This is a genomic window from Alteromonas infernus, assembly GCF_902705815.1.
Genome location: NZ_CACSIG010000083.1, coordinates 1 through 18517, shown reverse-complemented (window position 1 = coordinate 18517; position 18517 = coordinate 1). Strand labels below are relative to the sequence as shown.

Annotated in this window: 13 protein-coding genes, 3 tRNA genes and 1 pseudogene; 13 read left to right on the top strand and 4 right to left on the bottom strand. The window is 44.9% G+C overall.

What is annotated here, in order from left to right:
* Nucleotides 1–189: 189 nt before the first annotated feature.
* Nucleotides 190–1092, bottom strand: a complete 903-nt coding sequence (locus tag ACX5J7_RS18675; RefSeq protein WP_015067045.1) for a LysR family transcriptional regulator — start codon at nt 1090–1092, stop codon at nt 190–192.
* A gap of 232 nt (nt 1093–1324) precedes the next feature.
* Here ACX5J7_RS18675 and ACX5J7_RS18670 point away from each other — a divergent pair, with 232 nt between their 5' ends.
* A complete protein-coding gene (locus tag ACX5J7_RS18670; RefSeq protein WP_020743444.1) occupies nt 1325–1774 on the top strand; it encodes a MaoC family dehydratase in 450 nt (149 codons plus the stop codon).
* Nucleotides 1775–1932: 158 nt separating this feature from the next.
* Here the strand turns inward: ACX5J7_RS18670 and ACX5J7_RS18665 are convergent, their stop codons facing one another.
* Complete coding sequence (locus tag ACX5J7_RS18665) at nt 1933–2097, bottom strand: entericidin A/B family lipoprotein (RefSeq protein ID WP_012518245.1); 165 nt, start codon at nt 2095–2097, stop codon at nt 1933–1935.
* An 18-nt stretch (nt 2098–2115) separates the two neighbouring features.
* Entirely contained in the window at nt 2116–3102 is a 987-nt protein-coding gene (locus ACX5J7_RS18660; protein ID WP_015067047.1) for a mechanosensitive ion channel family protein, read from the bottom strand.
* A gap of 419 nt (nt 3103–3521) precedes the next feature.
* Here ACX5J7_RS18660 and ACX5J7_RS18655 point away from each other — a divergent pair.
* The 12 genes and pseudogenes from ACX5J7_RS18655 to truB all read left to right on the top strand — a co-directional run bounded on the left by ACX5J7_RS18655 (nt 3522) and on the right by truB (nt 18210).
* Nucleotides 3522–6228: pseudogene (locus ACX5J7_RS18655) on the top strand (TonB-dependent receptor).
* 190 nt (nt 6229–6418) lie between these two features.
* Complete coding sequence (locus ACX5J7_RS18650; protein ID WP_012518248.1) at nt 6419–6721, top strand: 4a-hydroxytetrahydrobiopterin dehydratase; 303 nt, start codon at nt 6419–6421, stop codon at nt 6719–6721.
* Nucleotides 6722–6923: 202 nt separating this feature from the next.
* Nucleotides 6924–7000: transfer RNA gene (locus ACX5J7_RS18645), tRNA-Met, on the top strand.
* 53 nt (nt 7001–7053) lie between these two features.
* Nucleotides 7054–7130: transfer RNA gene (locus ACX5J7_RS18640), tRNA-Met, on the top strand.
* Between the two features lie 54 nt (nt 7131–7184).
* Nucleotides 7185–7261, top strand: a tRNA-Met gene (locus ACX5J7_RS18635).
* A 168-nt stretch (nt 7262–7429) separates the two neighbouring features.
* On the top strand, nt 7430–10765 hold the full coding sequence (locus ACX5J7_RS18630; RefSeq protein ID WP_498707856.1) for an MHYT domain-containing protein: 3336 nt from the start codon (nt 7430–7432) through the stop codon (nt 10763–10765).
* Nucleotides 10766–10779: 14 nt separating this feature from the next.
* On the top strand, nt 10780–11781 hold the full coding sequence (locus ACX5J7_RS18625) for a response regulator (RefSeq protein ID WP_015067050.1): 1002 nt from the start codon (nt 10780–10782) through the stop codon (nt 11779–11781).
* Between the two features lie 308 nt (nt 11782–12089).
* Entirely contained in the window at nt 12090–12548 is a 459-nt protein-coding gene (rimP, locus tag ACX5J7_RS18620) for a ribosome maturation factor RimP (RefSeq protein ID WP_012518251.1), read from the top strand.
* A gap of 45 nt (nt 12549–12593) precedes the next feature.
* Entirely contained in the window at nt 12594–14090 is a 1497-nt protein-coding gene (gene nusA, locus ACX5J7_RS18615) for a transcription termination factor NusA (RefSeq protein WP_024016208.1), read from the top strand.
* 24 nt (nt 14091–14114) lie between these two features.
* Complete coding sequence (infB, locus tag ACX5J7_RS18610) at nt 14115–16721, top strand: translation initiation factor IF-2 (RefSeq protein WP_012518253.1); 2607 nt, start codon at nt 14115–14117, stop codon at nt 16719–16721.
* Between the two features lie 115 nt (nt 16722–16836).
* Nucleotides 16837–17238 carry a 30S ribosome-binding factor RbfA gene (gene rbfA, locus ACX5J7_RS18605; protein WP_012518254.1) on the top strand — a complete coding sequence of 134 codons (402 nt, stop codon included), beginning with the start codon at nt 16837–16839 and terminating at the stop codon, nt 17236–17238.
* A complete protein-coding gene (truB, locus tag ACX5J7_RS18600; protein ID WP_498707853.1) occupies nt 17239–18210 on the top strand; it encodes a tRNA pseudouridine(55) synthase TruB in 972 nt (323 codons plus the stop codon).
* A gap of 3 nt (nt 18211–18213) precedes the next feature.
* Here truB and ACX5J7_RS18595 read toward each other — a convergent pair.
* On the bottom strand, nt 18214–18517 hold a 304-nt coding region (locus tag ACX5J7_RS18595; protein WP_498707852.1), incomplete at its 5' end, for a hypothetical protein.

Below are 18517 nucleotides of genomic sequence, written 5' to 3'. Positions count from 1 at the left end.
TAAGTTGTTTGAATATTCGTTCGTTGGAAACGATTAAACAATATTCATGAGAGGTTAGAAACGCCGTAATCGATACTTAGGTATGTGGCTTAATAACTGACATAGCACGCTAAATGAGTGCGCTAAATAAGCACGTTAAATAAGCGCAATAAAAAAGCGCTCTGGGTGAGCGCTTTTAGGCAGGGTGGGCTAGTGTGGCTTAAAATTACTTGCCACTTCCATAATTTGTTCACGCATCCACATATGGGCGTAGTCGTGGTCTGCGCTAACATGCCAATACAAATAATATTCGACCGGCGGCAGGTCAAAGGGCATTTCGTAAATCGCAAGATCGTAATGCTTTGCTAAGTGAAATGGTAAACAAGCGATTAAATCGGTTTTCACTATGGTACTGGGTACTGTCAAAAAGTGTTGCCCACGCATGACTTCTTTTCTTCTTTTGCCCATTTTGTCTAGCGCTACGTCAATAGGGCCTGCGCCCGATTTGCGTTGCGATACGTTAATATGCCCAAGACGAAGAAAGGTATCTAAGTCCAGCCCGTTTTTTAGGGCAGGGTGATTTTTACGGGCTAATACAACAAACCTGTCTTGTGCAATTTTCTCTTTACACAAGTGTGGGTCGGTAAACGTAGACGCGTCAGCGAAGAAGTCCAGCGTACCCGCTGCCATTGCGGATACCACCTGACTGCGCGGAATTTCGTAGTTTGTTAATCCAATATTCGGCGCTAAGTTTTGAAGGCGAGAGACTAAGCGAGGCATTATGCTCGCCTCTAGTAAATCGCGGCTAGCAAAGTTGAAGGACTTTTCAGCGGTAAGCGGGTCGAAAGTATGGCTTTCTTGAACGCTCTTGCGTAACAATGCAAGGGCCTGACGCGCAGGAACAATAATGTTTTGAGCTACTGGTGTAGGTGTCATGCTATGCCCAGTACGCACGAAAAGCGGGTCATTAAGCATTTCTCTTAGTCTTGCTAATGAATTACTCACCGCGGGTTGAGTAATACATAGTACGTCTGCTGCCTTGGTCAAACTGCCTGCCGTATAAATGGCATCAAATACGGCAAACAAATTTAAATCGATTCTATTGAGATTCATAACTAATCCTTTACGAGCGAATGCTCTGAAAAAAAGCCAATAGATGAAGAAGCGCTGTGTTTGTAACAGCGTGTATTAAAGCAATATATGAATGCATTGCTACATAGCATCTACGATAAATTTACGTTAGTGTAACAAGAATATTTATAAATACCTATTATTAAAAGTTAATTGAAACATTCAAGTGAATAATAGTAGGTTGGTCGTGTACAAACGGAGAATGGACGTAAAAATGAAAACGCTTTTGGATTTATCGGTAGGGGATTTACTTGAGCAGCCTGAATGGCTAACCGTAACTCAAGACATGATTAATCAGTTTGCTGACGCAACCGGTGATCACCAATGGATTCATCTTGACGGGGCACGTTGTGAAAAAGAGAGCCCGTTTAAAACCACCATAGCTCACGGTTTTCTAAGCGCTAGTTTGATGCCAAAGGCCTTTGCCGAAGTGGTATCACCGAGCGAACGCATAGCCTCTATGATTAATTACGGCATCGATAAGTTGCGCTTTCTAGAGCCAGTGAAATGCAACGATTCGCTCAAGTATCAATTTAAACTGATTGACGTGACTGAAAAGCCGCAAGGCAAGCTCTTTAAAGTTGAGGCTAGCTGCCTTTTAAAATCGAGCGGTAACCCAGCGCTTGTAGGCAGTTTTTTAATGTTAGCGATACTTAAACCCTAGCTCAAGCTATATGCAGGGCCATGGCAATAGTGGGCATATTAATGAATTTTCACTGTTTTGGTGAAAACTAAGCACAAAAAAGCCTGATGAAGAACGCATCCTTCATCAGGCTATTGTTGATAGTAGAGAACTCTGTACCTAATTCACATAATTGGCACTTAGTTCGATGCCTCTTGCGCTCCTTCTTCTACCGCTTCACCGGCGCTTTGAATATCTTCGCCAGCGCCTTCGATAGTAGCGCAACCACCTAAGCTTCCGATACTCGCTGCAAAAATCAGTGCTAAAAATGCGTGTTTACGTGTAGTTGAATTTAACATTTCCATTTGTTTCTCCTTTGGTTTTTACTCTTCATCGACGTGACTTGACCCGTCGCTCGCCTTTTCGCCAGCAGAAGACTGCGGCGAGGTTGAACTATGGCTATTTGCTTTCGATTCATCTCGATCGATAAGCATGGTGTTTAATTTATCGCTGCCCTTAGCATTAAAATCCAGCGTTCTGATTGGGAACGGTATAAGTATGTCATTATCTTCAAGCACCGTTTTAACCGTGGTAATGGCATCGTGACGAACTACCATAAAGCCCGGCTCTCCCGGATATCGAATCCAAAACCACAGCAGAAGGTTGATACTAGAATCGCCAAAAGACTCGGCATACACCGCGGTTTCTTCTTTCTTGATAACGTAGTCCTTTTCGTTCATCGCATCCGTAATCACTTTAGCGGCTTGTTCAATATCGTCGGCGTAGGATATACCCACAGGCACTTCTATTCTTCGGTAACCTAAATACGAATAATTAGTCAGGATGTTGCGGAACAAAATTTTGTTTGGAATAACCTCTAGCTGGCCGTAAAAGGTTTCCACCAACGTATTTCTAAGGTTTATTTCCTTAACATTTCCAAACACCCCTTCAGCTTCAATAACATCACCAATATCAAAGGGCTTTCTAATACCCATTGCTACGCCAGCAATGAAGTTTTCTGTCATGTCTTGAAAAGCAAAACCAATCGCTAACCCTACAATACCAGCACCTGCAAGTAGTGATGTAACAGTGCCTTTAAGACCGACGAAATCTAGAGCAATGAAAATGCCGGCAACAAGTACAATCGCTTTAATAATAGAGGTAAGAAGGCCAGCAATTTGTCGGGACTCAAACGTACGTCGCATTAGTTTACCTGCGACGTTGCCCACAACTTTAGCTATGACCCCAAATACAATAGCAATAAGAAATGCGACAACTATATTTGGTAGTAGGGTAATGCCACCCTCTATCCAGCTTTCTAACTTTTCACTTAAAAGCTTATATACCTCGTCTACTTTCGGAAACTCCATAAACCTCATTCACCTGTTGTGGGCCTGTTCTTGATGAATCAAATTTCGTTCCTCTAAATGCTAATTCTTATGTGATTGAATTTTATGAAGTTAGTTTAGGTGTGTAGGTGGGCCGTTGTAGAGGTAGTGTATAAATTACCTAATCAATGAAACATATACTCAGTGGAATATTAGGAAGTATCTAGATTTTAAATACGATCTTATCCAAAAGTCTATCTGGTCTGACCATGTGTAAAATTAATGTAAACATATTATTCACAATAAATTTACAAAGGTGGAAATCGGGCATAGTATCAATTGAGTAGGCCATCACTTGATGTGACCTATCACAATAACAACACAAAATCGAACAGCCTGTTGCTAGCGGAAAGTGTGGGTAGTAGTGCCGGTAGTGATAAGCCCAGATTTGGAATCACACTATGAAATTTAAAACGCGTAAGACCGCAGTTGCCGCTATGGTTGGCACTGCTTTACTTTGCTCACCTTATTTAGTTTCAGCACAAGAAACTGACGCAGATAAAGAGCAAGAAGCAAAGAAAGACGTTGAACTTATTTTAGTTACCGGCAGTTTCGTACGCCGAAGCGAGAACTTCGAATCTCCATCACCGCTGGCCGTTGTTGATAGCGTGGCTATTGATGCAATTGGCGCAAAGAATATTGCTGACATTACACAAACACTTACCATTAACACAGGTGCTGAAAACAACCCAGACGCGTTTACGCAAAACGCGACTGCTGGCACATCTAATATTAACCTTCGGGGCCTTGGTGTTGCCTCGACCTTGGTCCTGCTAAATAACAAGCGCCAAGTAGTTACCGCTCAGCCCACTAATGAAGGCCTCAACTTTGTAGACACTAGTTCATTAGTACCTATGATTGCCATTGACCGCATGGAAGTGGTGAAAGATGGAGCATCAGCCCTTTACGGTTCTGACGCGGTTGCCGGTGTAGTTAACTTTATTACTAAACGAAACTACGACGGTGCAATGGTAAGCGTTGATTATCAAGATGGGGCCCATGGCGATAATAAAGAGTATATTCTACAGGGGTTGTGGGGAGCTACTGGAGACAACGGAAGCGTACTTGCTGCAATCAGCTATACCAACCGCTCGCCACTGTTTTTAAGCGATAGACGCTTAAGTCGTCCGCAAGATGACACCAGTGCCCTAGGAAACCCTGGCTCTTATTTTTTGAATATTCCTGGCGCGGGTCCACTTCCGATAATTGACCCATATGGATGTGAAGAGTTCGGCGGCGCGCCAGATCTCAGAGCGCCTAGCGGCACGATTCCCGGCTTAGAAGTAGGCTTTTGTGGCTTTGATTTTGGTAAATTTTATTCGTATGTTGCCGATGAAAGTCGAACCAATGCCTATGTTCGCGCCGATTATGAGTTTGATAACGATATAACCTGGACAGCGGAATTCAGTACCGCAAGAAACCGTGCAGAGCGGGGGGGGAGCACCAAGCTTCCCTATCTTAACTTCGCCCATCGTTCCTGATTATCACCCGCAAAACCCGTTTGGCCAGTCTGTGGCCTTTTTCGGAAGAGCAGAAGGAAACGGCTTTGAAGGCGACCCAGCGAATACCGAATCTGACACCCTTCGTTTTAGCACCAGCTTACAAGGTGTCACCGACACAGGGTTCTGGGAAGTAAGTTATACCCGAGCAGTGAACGATTTTGTGTTCAGAGTGCCTGATGTATTAAACACAGAGTTCCAGCTGGCACTTTATGGCCTTGGCGGTTCGAACTGTGATCCTATAGCAGGGTCGCCCGGGGTAGGGAATTGTGAGTTCTTTAATCCGTTTGCTACCTCTTATACATCTGCCCCCAATTCTGATTATGTTGTTAGTTCATTTACGGGCACAGAGGTAATTGATTCTAAAGCTGACTTAGAAGTCTTCGAAGCTTTCACTTCGTTTGATGTCTTTGAAATGGGCGGTGGATTTGCGGCTTTGGCGCTAGGAGTGCAGTATCGAGAGAACCAGCTTAGTCAAGATTATGATGACTTGGCGAATCAAGACAGCTTCACCTTCGTGATTGGTAACCCCGATATTGATGGTAGCCAAGACGTATGGGCGGCGTTTGGTGAATTAGCCTTACCTATTAACGACGAATTAGACGTTCAGCTTGCCGTGCGTTACGAAGATTACGGTGGCTCAATAGGTAGTACTGTCGACCCGAAACTCGCGGTCTCGTGGCGCGCAACCGATGAATTCTCGTTCCGTGGATCAATTTCTACCTCATTTAGAGCGCCTACGGTCTTCCTGGCGCAAGGCGGGGCTACGTCGTTACAGCAGTTAATTGACCCTGTTCAAGGGGCCGTCGCTTTTGTTGCGGTGCGAACGTCGGGTAATGAAGATTTGAAGCCTGAAGAATCTACCGCATATAACATTGGCTTCTCTTACGAGCCATTCAGAGATTTTTCTATAGAAGTTGATTATTGGAATTTTGAATTTGAAGACTTGATCATTCAGGAGAATGCGCAAGCGGTACTCAATGAAGACCCGACGAATCCTGACCGAGTCATTCGCGCGGGCGATCCGTTGACCGGCCCAGCGCTTCAGGTGAACAATACCTATGTTAACGCAAGCTCACTTGAAACATCGGGTCTCGATTTTGTGACCAGCTATAAAATTGAAACCGACTTTGGTAGCTTCACGCCGTCACTTAATGCTACCTATATTACTAAATATGACCTTATGGACCCACAGGCAGGTAATATAGACGGCGCAGGGCGTCGTAACTTTAACAACATAGGAGTATCTTCCCCTGAGCTGCGCGCGAATTTAGGCTTGGCTTGGAAGAATGACATCCATGCTGCCAATGTCTTCTTGCGCTATATTTCGTCGTATGACGATGACCAAAACTGTGATGACGGCACAGCTAACCTAGGCGGTTGTGCGGGCGGATTTTACGAAGTGGATAGCCACCTAACGGTTGATGCGCAATATAACATTGACCTTGGCGGTCTTTATGATACTGAGCAGAGTTACGTGTTAACCCTTGGTGCAATCAATATGTTTGATGAAGAACCCCCTCAGCTATTTACCAATAGTGGTTTTGACTCAAAAGTTCACGACCCGCGAGGCCGACAAATCTATGCGCGTTTAGCTATTGAGTTTTAACGCTTAACGTTGCACCTATAAAGTCGACCTAGTGAGTCACAACGCTAGGTCGGCTTTTTTAATTGCTTGTAAACTATTTCCTCCACCTTGCGCTTTCCTAATAGCGCGCAATGACTTCTAATCTTTCAACGTTTCATTAAAGTAGTAAGCTCACGTGTCAATCAATTTACGTTATTTCAAGGAACGCGCTATGGCTACAAAACTGGTAGAAAGTGAAATTGAGAATAAACTTGAAGCACTCAACGCTCTGATAACTGATGACACCCCTTGGGAGCGCAGTGGTGATAGCATTAAAAAAACATTTACGTTTAAAAGCTTTATTCGGGCGTTTGGGTGGATGTCGCAAATGGCTATTTGGGCTGAGAAGCTAAAGCATCATCCAGAATGGTTTAACGTTTACAATAAAGTAGAAGTAACTTTGACCACCCATGACGCCGGTGGATTGACTGAACTGGATTTCTCGCTTGCTGAAAAAATGGAAAAATTTAAATAACTTAGCGCGTGTGCTTTGTAAAAGGTGCTAATCAGCAGCATATTCGTATTAACTTTGAGCATGTTGGTCAATTAAACTGCGAACAGTCAGAAAAATGAAATATTTCGCACCTTTGTACTTGTGTTGAGAAAGTCCCTATGTATAATACGCACCACGTTGAAGCGAGGCATTAAACGAAACGCTTCAAACGTATATTTTCTGGCGCGGGATGGAGCAGTCTGGTAGCTCGTCGGGCTCATAACCCGAAGGTCGTAGGTTCAAATCCTGCTCCCGCAACCACAGAAAATAAACCAGAATTTCAAAGCTTTGCAATGCAAGCTTTACCGTACAATCGCGGGATGGAGCAGTCTGGTAGCTCGTCGGGCTCATAACCCGAAGGTCGTAGGTTCAAATCCTGCTCCCGCAACCATATTTATATAGCCAGAATTATAAAGCATCGCAACACCATGCTTTACCGTACAGTCGCGGGATGGAGCAGTCTGGTAGCTCGTCGGGCTCATAACCCGAAGGTCGTAGGTTCAAATCCTGCTCCCGCAACCACATTAAAAACCCAGCATTTGCTGGGTTTTTTCTTTTTCGCCTTTTAATTATTCCTTCTATATTTTTTAGCACAATATTCTCAACAAATAACTACACTATAGAAATGTGTATGCTAAATTGATTTATCGCCACTAATAACAATTAACTAGAAGGTAGTTTGGCCGCGTTATGATATCTCGCTTTTTTACGTTTGAAGAAAGCGCCACTTTGCTAGAGGGCGCCTACCACTTTCCCCTCGTAGTATTGTCTCTTTTAGTCGCAATATTTGCATCATTTATGGCGTTTAATGTCGCAGGACAAGCTGCCGTTACAACCGATCACCTTCGCCGGAATACACTATTGGGAACGGGCAGTATTGCGCTTGGTGGCGGCATTTGGTCTATGCATTTTTTGGGTATGACCGCGTTTGATTTGTGCGTACCTGTTGAATATGACCCCCTTATCACGGGGCTGTCGGCCCTGCCGGGCATTGCGGCGGCATGGGTAGCGCTGAATTTACTAATTAAAACCCGCATCAGTGTGAGTGAAGTTATTCTTGGCGGTGTATTGGTAGGCGCTGGTATTGGTACTATGCACTACAGTGGTATGGCGGCAATGGAAATGGCACCTTTGCTGCGATACAACTTACCTATGTTCGCGCTGTCCATTATAGTAGCAGTTCTTCTTGCCATGCTTTCACTTTGGATTAAGTTTGGAATAAGAGCGGCAACGAAGTCTAAAAAGCTTCTGGGTAAACACGTTTTACTAGCTAGTGTAGTTATGGGGTGTGCTATTGCAGGAATGCATTATACCGGCATGGCCGCAGCGCGTTTTGTTTTGCCGCTTGGTATGGAAACCTCTGCTCAATCATCAAATATCGCGGTCTTTTTGGCCGTATCAATAGCAATAGTTACGCTTATACTTATTACTATGGTGTTGGGTATCAGCCTGTTATTCAAATACCGTGACGTTATGGTACGGGCAATCGAAAGCGAACGAATTCAAAGAGCAATAACCGACACGGCAGTAGATGCCATCATGACTGTCAATGATAAAGGCATCATAAAAACGGCTAACCCTGCCGTAGAACATATTTATGGTTATAAGCCTGATGAACTCATTGGGCTTCACGCGTCTGAAATTGTTCCTCATGAAAGGCGCCACCTTTACGGGGATGACTTTTTTAGTCAACGGGTTGTGCCCACTGAGCAAATTATTGGTACTGGACGTGAAGTAGAAATATTAAGAAAAGGTGGTGAAAAGATACCGGTTCGCCTCGGTGTGGGGTATACGAAAATTGATGGAAAGCCGGTTTTTGTTTCGTTTGCTTCCGATTTGCGCAAACGTAAAGAAATAGAAGATGCACTTCGTGAAAGTGAGGCTAAGTTTAGAAGTTTGATTTCTAATATTCCGGGAGTAGCGTATCGCTGTCTGAATATGCCTGGCTGGCCAATGGTATTTATTAGTGATGCAGTTACAGAAGTAACGGGTTATTCACCCGAAGATTTTGTATTGCCAGACCCAAAGCGTTCTTTTAGTGACCTTTATCATCCTGACGATGTGGAAAGGCTTTGTAATGTAAACAGCGACGGGGGCCCGTTCTCCTATGAATATCGCATTGTTGCAAAATCAGGCGAAGTTAAATGGGTAACGGAGCACGGCGTTCATGTTAAAGATGAAGATGGCAACGTGCTTTACGTAGATGGGTTTATCTCTGATATCACTCAAAGACGTGTAATGGAAGATGAGCTTAAAGCCGCGAAAGAAAAGGCAGAGCAGGCTGCCGCAGCCCGCACGGCCTTTTTAGCAAATATGAGCCATGAAATTCGTACACCCATGAACGCGATTATTGGCTTTAGCGACCTCATGTTAGGCGAGGCCTTACGAGACGAACAAAAATCTCATCTCACTACAATTAATCGTTCGGCGCGCTCCCTGCTTCACCTACTCAATGATATTTTGGACAGTGCTAAGTTAGATAAAGGAAAGCTTGATCTAGACTATCGCGACTTCCTTATACGTGAAGAATTAGACCTTGTTGTATCGACCTTTTGGTTAGAAGCTAAACGCAAAAAGGTCGACCTAGTACTTAACGTGGATGCGTCGGTTGCCGATGGTTACCGAGGTGTACCAGAGCGCATGCGGCAAGTACTTAACAACCTGATTGGCAATGCCGTGAAGTTTACGCACGAAGGCAAAGTAGAAATAGCGGTAAGAAGTGAAGGAGAGCTTGTTTACTTTGATGTTTCAGATACCGGCATTGGGATGACGAAAGCGCAGTTGGACAAGGTATTCGACCCGTTCTCTCAAGCCGATGCGTCGATGAGTAGAAAGTATGGGGGGACCGGGTTAGGTACCACGATTTCAAAACAGCTGGTAGAGCTGATGGGCGGCAATATTTGTGCAACCAGTGAAGAAGGGAAAGGGACGACCTTTACCTTTCGGCTACCGTTAGAAGTTGTTGCGTTAGATGAAACGAGCAAGGCTGACGCGGATGCAAAAATAACGCATATCGAGTCTACACTGAATATTCTGGTAGTGGATGATGTTCAGCAAAATATTGAGTTACTTTCATTACTGCTTAAACGCTCAGGGCACAAGGTAGAGACGGCAACAGACGGTTTGATCGCACTTGAAAAAATGCGCGCACAGTCTTTTGATGTGGTGTTGATGGATTTACAAATGCCTAACCTCGATGGTTTAGAGGCAGCTAAACAACGTCGACTTTATGAAAAAGATCAGGGATTACCTGCAACGCCTATCATCGCACTTACTGCAAGTGTGCTCGTTCAAGATAAGCACGAGGCAGAGCAAGCCGGTATGGAAGGATTTGCTAATAAGCCTGTGGATTTCTCCTTATTAATGGAAGAGATTGTGCGGGTACTTAACCTGGAAACTGAGCAGGTGAAAGTGTCAGAAAACGCGCTGCCAACGCATCATCGCGCATCTACACTCAGTGTTGAAAAACATATTTTAGATATCAATAAGGCCATTGATTTGTGGGGCAACGAAGATACGGTGCTCCAAGAGGTCGATAAATTTACCTCTTCTTGTCGAGATAAAATAGATGCGCTGATGAGCGCTGCAATTAGGGAAGATTACAAAGCGGTAGCAGCTTTAGCACATGGATTGAAAGGCACGTCTGGGAATTTATGTTTAACCACGTTTTTCCGCACCACGCGAGATATAGAGTCTCAAGCGTTGAAGTCACACGTTGATATAGAAAACATTAATGTATTAAGAGGCGCGTTAGATAAAATTGAATTAATGTTGAGCGAGTCGCCCTTGTACGCTGAGGATGCTATAAATGAAAGCATCGACAACGAGCTGTTACTTAGCCATTTAATGTCGCTGCTTGAAAGCGTTGACAAAAATATGGTGGATGAAGAAGAGTTGGCTTTCCTGCGTGAAGTAGGGTGTTCTAGTCATAAAGAACAAATAACGCAAATCATATTAGATATAGACGATTTCGAATTTGAACTCGCGCATGAACGGATTTCGTTAATGATAGAAGAGTTAAAGTAGCCATGGGACAGGGCATGTTAGATATTGATATTGAAAAACCCACTTTATTGCTTGTAGACGACGAGCCTGTCAATCTCCGCGTTTTAAAGCAACTACTCGCCAACGATTATCAGCTTATTTTTGCGAGAAATGGCGAGGAAGCGCTCAAATTAGCGCCAAGCAGACAGCCAAATTTAATTTTACTGGATGTCATGATGCCAGGTTTAACGGGCTTTGAAGTATGCAGACAGTTAAAGCAGCAAGATAATACAAAGCAGATACCTGTTATATTCGTCACCGCGTTAAATGATGAGCAAGATGAAACACAAGGTTTTGACGCTGGCGCAGTAGATTATATTACTAAGCCTATTTCACCCGCTATAGTAAAAGCGCGGGTTAAAACTCACCTAAGCTTGGTCCAAGCCGACGAGTTGCTCGACAGCCGTTTACAAGTTGTACAGCGCCTCGGTAAAGCAGCTGAGTATAAAGATAATGAGACGGGTATGCATGTCATGCGTATGAGTCATTATTCGAAAGAACTGGCGCTGGCTTATGGCCTATCAGAGAAGCAAGCTGAGATTCTGCTTCATGCAGCCCCTATGCATGACATAGGTAAAATAGGCATTGCAGACAGTATCATGCTTAAGCCTGGTAAATTGACCGATGAAGAATTTGCGACCATGAAGCACCACCCTGAGATAGGGGCTGAAATCATTGGTGATTGTGGTGACTCGGTTTTATTAAAAGTCGCTAAATCGGTGTCTTTAACCCACCATGAAAAATGGGATGGTACCGGTTATCCCAACGGGCTAGCAGGCGAGGATATTCCTATTGAAGGCCGAATTTGCGCTCTTGCTGATGTGTTTGATGCCCTAACCAGTAAGCGTCCTTACAAAGACGCTTGGAGTATCGAAAAAACTATCGACTTTTTAGAGAGTCAACGAGGCAAGCATTTTGAGCCTCGTTTAGTTGATTTAATGATCGAAATAATGCCGAAAATTCTCGACATTAAAGCCACCTTCAAAGACGAAGACTAAGTATTGGCTGTTGCTTAATGCGCCGCCTATACGTATAATGGACACATTAAGTGATGAGCGCGGGCTCCCTCAGAGTTCAGAAATGAGTGTTCAGGAAAGTAACGCCCTCATCCATAGCAAGCTATCACCTAACGGTGGTTTTACCCATAAGTTTGCAACTGCCCTTGTTGGCAGGTATGGGTTCAGAATTTTAATAAAAGCCCCGCTAGTCCGGGGCTTTTTGTTGTATTAAAACCTGGAGTCAGCCTCGCTGAGCCGGGTGATGACAGGTGGGCTTTAGGCCCTTTTTTCGTTTTTGGAGGTTTGCATTGGCAAAACTTGAAGAGAAACTAACCGAAATGCTAGAACCAGGTGTTGAAGCACTTGGATTTGAGTTGGTTGGCATCGAGTTTGTACGAGCGGGGAAACATTCGATTCTTCGCGTTTTTATTGATCATGAAAACGGGATTACCGTAGATGATTGTGCAGATGTAAGTCATCAGGTTAGCGCAATTTTGGACGTTGAAGATCCAATTAGCACTGAATATAACTTGGAAGTGTCATCACCGGGTATGGACAGACCGCTTTTCAAAGAAAAGCATTACATCGAGTCTGTGGGTGAAGTGGTTCAGGTTCGTTTGTCTATGCCGATGGACGACAGACGCAATTTTAAAGGCAAAGTACTTGCGTGCGAAAACGGCATGGTAAGTATTGAAGTGGATGGCCAGCAGTTCCAGTTAGCTGTGGCGAATATCGAAAAAGGTAACGTTGTTCCCACGTTCGATTAACGGAACAGCTCTGCTTTCATCGACGAAAGCAAAAGTGAGGCGAAAATGAATAAAGAAATTTTGTTAGTGGCGGAAGCCGTTTCAAATGAAAAACAAGTGCCTAGAGAAAAGATTTTTGAAGCGCTAGAGTTTGCTATTGCTAGCGCAACAAAAAAGAAAAACGAAGGCGAAATTGAAGTTCGTGTAAGCATCGACAGAACGTCTGGTGACTTTGATACATTCCGTCGCTGGTTGGTTATCCCTGATGATCAAGAACAGGAAAACCCATTTGCTGAAATTACGATTTCTGCGGCGCAAATCGACGAACCAGAGATACAACTTGGCGATTATGTGGAAGAACAGATTGAATCTATCAAATTCGACCGCATAACTACGCAAACAGCTAAGCAAGTTATCGTACAGAAAGTACGTGAAGCTGAGCGTCAGCAGATGATTGCTGAGTACGAAGATAAAGTGGGTGAGTTGGTAACAGGCACGGTTAAGAAAGTTAACCGCGATAACATCATCATCGATTTGGGTAACAACGCTGAAGGTGTTATCTACCGCGATGACATGCTTCCTCGTGAAACTTTCCGTCCTGGTGACCGTGTACGTGGTCTTCTTTACGTAATTCGTCCAGAAGCGCGTGGCGCACAATTATTTATCAGCCGTACGCATCCAGACATGCTAGTTGAACTATTCCGCTTAGAAGTGCCAGAAATTGCGGAAGAAACACTAGAAATTAAATCTGCTGCTCGCGACCCGGGCTCTCGTGCGAAGATTGCTGTTAAAACCAACGATAAGCGTTTAGACCCTGTGGGTGCGTGTGTTGGTATGCGTGGCTCACGTGTACAAGCCGTGTCGGGTGAACTGGGCGGCGAACGTGTTGATATCGTGCTTTGGGATGAAAACCCAGCGCAATTCGTTATCAATGCAATGGCACCTGCTGAAGTAGCATCAATTGTTGTTGACGAAGATAGCAATAACATGGATGTAGCAGTTGAAGCCGATAATCTAGCGCAAGCGATTGGCCGTAGCGGTCAAAACGTTCGCTTAGCAAGCCAGCTAACAGGCTGGGAACTTAACGTGATGACGGTTGAAGATCTCAACAAGAAGCACGAAGAAGAAAACGCGAAGGTACTTAATCTATTTACTGCTGGTTTGGATATTGACGAAGAATTTGCGTCTGTCCTAGTAGATGAAGGCTTTACGACACTAGAAGAAGTGGCATACGTGCCGGCAAGTGAACTTCTAGCGGTTGAAGGGTTAGATGAAGATATGGTTGAAGAGTTGCGCAATAGAGCGCGCGCTTTCTTAACCACGCGTGCACTAGCGAACGAAGAGTCGCTTGAAGGTGCAGAACCTACCGAAGCCTTATTAAATCTTGAGGGTATGAGTAAACACGTGGCTTATGTGTTGGCCAGCCGCGGTGTTACCGACCTAGAGGAATTAGCAGAACAAGGTACCGATGATATCAGTGATATCGATGAACTAGACGAAGAGAAAGCCGGTGCGTTAATCATGGCGGCTCGTAATATCGTATGGTTCAGTGAAGAAGAGTAAGGTCAACAGGGGGAAAAATACGTAATGGCAGATGTATCTATTGAAAAGCTCGCCAGCGACATTGGTACGACCGTTGACCGATTGGTTGGCCAGTTTAAAGACGCGGGTATCTCTAAGAGTGCCGGCGAACAGGTAAACGAAGACGAGAAACAGAAACTATTGGATCATTTAAGTAAGCAACACGGCAGCGCAGCTGAACCAACGCGCATGACACTGAAACGTAAGACGACAAGCACGCTAAGTGTAGGTAAGTCTAAAGAAGTGAAAGTAGAAGTTCGCAAGAAGCGCACTTACGTTAAGCGTAGCGACATTGAAGAGCAGCAGCGTCAAGCGGAAGAAGAGGCGAAGCGTCTTGAAGAAGAAGCACGTCTGAAGCGCGAAGCGGAAGAGAAAGCGGCGGCAGAAGCGAAAAAAGCCGCCGAAGAAAAAGCACGCAAAGCACAAGAAGCGAAAAAAGCCGCTGAAGAAGAGCGTGTTCGTCGCGCAGAACAAGCGAAGAAAGAAGCTGAAGCACGTAAAAAAGACGAGCCAGAGCTAACTGAAGCTGAAAAAGCGGAAGCGGAAGCTGCGCGTCAGGAAGAAGAGCGTTTACGCAAAGCGCAAGAAGAAGAAGCGCAGAAGAAGCTTGAAGAAGACGCGAAGAAAGCGGCTGATGAAGCGCGTAAACTCGCTGAAGAAAACGAACGTCGCTGGAAAGAAGAAGAAGAGCGTCGTAAGAAAGCAGAAGCTGAAGAAGTTCACTTGCACTCTAACCGTTATGCTCAAGAAGCAGAAGACGAAGAAGACATGCAGGTAGAGCGTTCATCGCGCCGTCGTCGTAAGTCTAAGAAAAACGCAGGTGAGCATCTTAAGCAGGGCTTTAATAAGCCAGCGGCACCTGTTGAGCGCGTAGTAAAACTAGGCGCAACCATCACGGTAGGCGAACTTGCTAGTAAACTAGCGATTAAGTCTAATGAAGTTATCAAGACCATGATGAAGATGGGCGAGATGGCGACCATTAACCAAGTACTAGACCAAGATACAGCGGTACTGGTTATCGAAGAGATGGGTCACAAATACGAACTTGTTAACGATAATGCACTAGAAGATGAGTTGTTAGCAGATGGTACAGACGGTGAGAAAACCAGCCGTGCACCTGTTGTTACTATCATGGGTCACGTTGACCATGGTAAAACATCGTTACTTGACTACATTCGTCGTGCGAAGGTTGCAGATGGTGAAGCGGGTGGTATTACTCAGCACATCGGTGCATATAAAGTACAAACAGATAACGGTGAAATCACGTTCCTAGATACACCTGGACACGCCGCGTTTACGGCAATGCGTGCACGTGGTGCTACGGCAACCGATATCGTTATCCTTGTTGTTGCTGCAGATGACGGCGTAATGCCGCAAACGAAAGAAGCGGTACAGCACGCCCGTGCGGCTGGCGTACCACTGATTGTTGCAGTGAACAAAATGGATAAGGAAACAGCTGATCCAGACCGCGTTAAAACTGAGCTTTCTCAACTTGAAGTTATCTCAGAAGAGTGGGGTGGCGAACACCAGTTCTGTAACGTATCTGCTAAAACAGGTATGGGCGTAGACGAGCTTCTAGAAGCTATCGTACTACAATCTGAACTGCTTGACCTTCAAGCAGTAGCGGAAGGTCCAGGTCGTGGTATCGTTATTGAGTCTCGCCTTGATAAAGGTCGTGGGCCAGTGGCTTCAGTACTTGTTCAGGAAGGCCAGCTACGCGCGGGTGACATCCTACTATGTGGTGAAGAATACGGCCGCGTTCGTGCTATGCGCGACGAAAACGGTAAAGACATGAAGCTTGCCGGTCCATCTACACCAGTTGAAGTACTTGGTCTTTCAGGTGTACCGGTAGCGGGTGAAGACGCCGCTGTTGTTAAAGACGAGCGTAAAGCGCGTGAAGTAGCCGCTAAGCGTCACCAGAAGAAACGTGAACTTAAACTAGCACGTCAGCAAAAAGCGAAACTTGAAAACATGTTTGCGAACATGGAATCAGGTGATGTTAGCGAACTTAACATCGTACTTAAAGCCGACGTCCAGGGTTCTGTAGAAGCGATTTCTGAATCACTTATCAAGCTTTCTACTTCTGAAGTGAAAGTAAATATTGTAGGTAGCGGTGTAGGTGGTATCACTGAAACTGACGCAACCCTAGCGGCTGCATCAGGTGCTATCGTACTAGGCTTTAACGTTCGTGCCGATGCAACTGCCCGTCGCGTACTAGAAGCGGAAGAAATTGATTTACGTTACTACAGCGTTATCTACAACCTAATTGATGAAGTGAAAGCGGCCATGAGTGGTATGCTTGCACCAGAATTCAAGCAGGAAATCATTGGTCTTGCAGAAGTACGTGATGTATTTAAGTCACCGAAACTGGGTGCAATTGCCGGCTGTATGGTTACCGAAGGTAATGTTAAGCGCAGCAATCCAATCCGTGTACTACGTGACAACGTAGTAATTTACGAAGGTGAATTAGAATCACTACGTCGCTTTAAAGATGACGTACAAGACGTTCGTAACGGCATGGAATGTGGTATCGGCGTTAAGAACTACAACGACGTAAAAGTAGGCGACCAAATCGAGGTCTTCGAAATCGTTGAAGTTAAACGCGAAATTTAATTGCCTTAGTTAATTCGGCATGTGAAAAAGGGGCCGAGTGCTCCCGTTTTTGTCTGTACCTAAAGCGTCAGACCCAAAAGCGTGCTTCAAGGTTAAATAAGGAAAGGAGAATACAATGGCTCGTGAGTTTTCACGTACCGACAGAGTTGCTCAGCAAGTTCATAAAGAAGTCGCTAGCATCCTGCAAAATGAATACAAGCACCGTGTGGGTGATATGCCTTTGATTACGGTATCTGACGTAGATGTATCGCGCGATCTAGCGCACGCAAAGATTTTTGTAACCATTTACAACAGCACGGAAGAAGAAGGTAAAGTTCAAATAAAACAGCTAGCAGAGTACAAGAAGTTCATTCGCAGTATTCTTGCTAAGCGACTTCGTATGCGTTCAGTCCCTGACCTTCACTTTTTTGAAGATAAATCAATTATTGAAGGTATGCGTATTTCTAATCTTGTGTCTCAGACCATTGCAAAAGATGAGTCAAAGCGCGACCAAGACGATTCACAAGAGCAGGAGTAGATGGCAAGACGTCGTAAAGGCCGTGATATTAACGGCATAGTATTGCTTGATAAACCACTTGGTGGTTCTTCGAATCAGCTTCTTCAAAAAGTGCGTTGGCTTTATAAAGCAGCCAAGGCGGGTCACACAGGAGCGCTTGATCCTCTGGCCAGTGGTATGCTGCCTTTGTGTCTTGGTGAGGCGACTAAGTTTTCTCAGTTTCTGCTCGATGCTGAGAAAACGTATGAAGTTACGGTGCAGCTAGGGGTGCGTACAACCACCTCTGACGCAGACGGTGAAGTTGTTGAGGAAAAGCCCGTCAATGTTAGCGAAGAGCAAGTCCGCGACGCATGCCTTGCTTTTTTAGGTAAAAGCAAACAAATCCCGTCTATGTTTTCTGCACTCAAACATCAAGGTAAGCCGCTGTATTATTATGCCCGACAGGGGATTGAAATAGAGCGAGAGCCCCGTGATATTGAAGTCTTTGAGCTTGACGTGTTGCGCATTGAGCTTCCTAACGTGGATATGCGAATAAAATGCAGCAAAGGCACGTATATACGTTCAATCGTTGATGACTTAGGGCAAAACTTAGGATGCGGTGCCTACGTTACCCGTTTACATCGTACTGAAGTGGCCGATTATCCTACGGATAAAATGGTATCGCTTGAAAAGTTAATTGAAATCCAGGAGTCACTAGACGACGGTGAGTTTAAAGCACTTGATGACTTGCTCATTACTATGGACACCGCAGTAAGTCGTCTGCCGTTTGTGACTATCAACGACGTTGAAAGAAATCGCTTTGATAATGGACAATCGGTTAAAGGAGAGTGTAGCGAGCCACTTAGTGAGGGCACGTCTTATCGTGTTTATCACGGTGTTGATACCAACGGCATCTTCCTTGGCGTAGGGGAAGGGGTACTTGACCCAAAAGATCAGGGTATACCCAAGCAAGAAATATTCGTAAACCCGAAACGTCGCGTTGTTTATAGTTAGTTCTTAGCAATAAGCGATACCTAGCAAATTATACTCATTTAAAGCCTTGCGGTTACCGCAAGGCTTTTTTGTTTGCCCAGCGAAGCTGGCAAAACCGTCAGGTTGAAAGAAACCTGAATCACCCTGACTGAGGGGAAGATAATCCGAATGGCAAGGGCGTTGTTGGCCAACGACAGGGTCCGAAGGAAGCCATAGGAAGTTAGAGGTACACAACGAAAGTGAACCTGATTCGGCAAGGCAGGTGGGTAAGCGTGCAAAATAGCGCGAAGCCCGATACTCAGTCAGACCTGTTTTGTGTTTGAGGGTG

Excerpts from the sequence above, each read along its gene's own strand:
- ACX5J7_RS18675 (WP_015067045.1), bottom strand. The coding sequence starts at position 1,092 with ATGAATCTCAATAGAATCGATTTAAATTTGTTTGCCGTATTTGATGCC.
- rbfA (WP_012518254.1), top strand. The coding sequence starts at position 16,837 with ATGGCTCGTGAGTTTTCACGTACCGACAGAGTTGCTCAGCAAGTTCAT.
- ACX5J7_RS18625 (WP_015067050.1), top strand. The coding sequence starts at position 10,780 with ATGTTAGATATTGATATTGAAAAACCCACTTTATTGCTTGTAGACGAC.
- infB (WP_012518253.1), top strand. The coding sequence starts at position 14,115 with ATGGCAGATGTATCTATTGAAAAGCTCGCCAGCGACATTGGTACGACC.
- ACX5J7_RS18665 (WP_012518245.1), bottom strand. The coding sequence starts at position 2,097 with ATGGAAATGTTAAATTCAACTACACGTAAACACGCATTTTTAGCACTG.
- nusA (WP_024016208.1), top strand. The coding sequence starts at position 12,594 with ATGAATAAAGAAATTTTGTTAGTGGCGGAAGCCGTTTCAAATGAAAAA.
- ACX5J7_RS18660 (WP_015067047.1), bottom strand. The coding sequence starts at position 3,102 with ATGGAGTTTCCGAAAGTAGACGAGGTATATAAGCTTTTAAGTGAAAAG.
- truB (WP_498707853.1), top strand. The coding sequence starts at position 17,239 with ATGGCAAGACGTCGTAAAGGCCGTGATATTAACGGCATAGTATTGCTT.
- ACX5J7_RS18670 (WP_020743444.1), top strand. The coding sequence starts at position 1,325 with ATGAAAACGCTTTTGGATTTATCGGTAGGGGATTTACTTGAGCAGCCT.
- ACX5J7_RS18650 (WP_012518248.1), top strand. The coding sequence starts at position 6,419 with ATGGCTACAAAACTGGTAGAAAGTGAAATTGAGAATAAACTTGAAGCA.
- ACX5J7_RS18630 (WP_498707856.1), top strand. The coding sequence starts at position 7,430 with ATGATATCTCGCTTTTTTACGTTTGAAGAAAGCGCCACTTTGCTAGAG.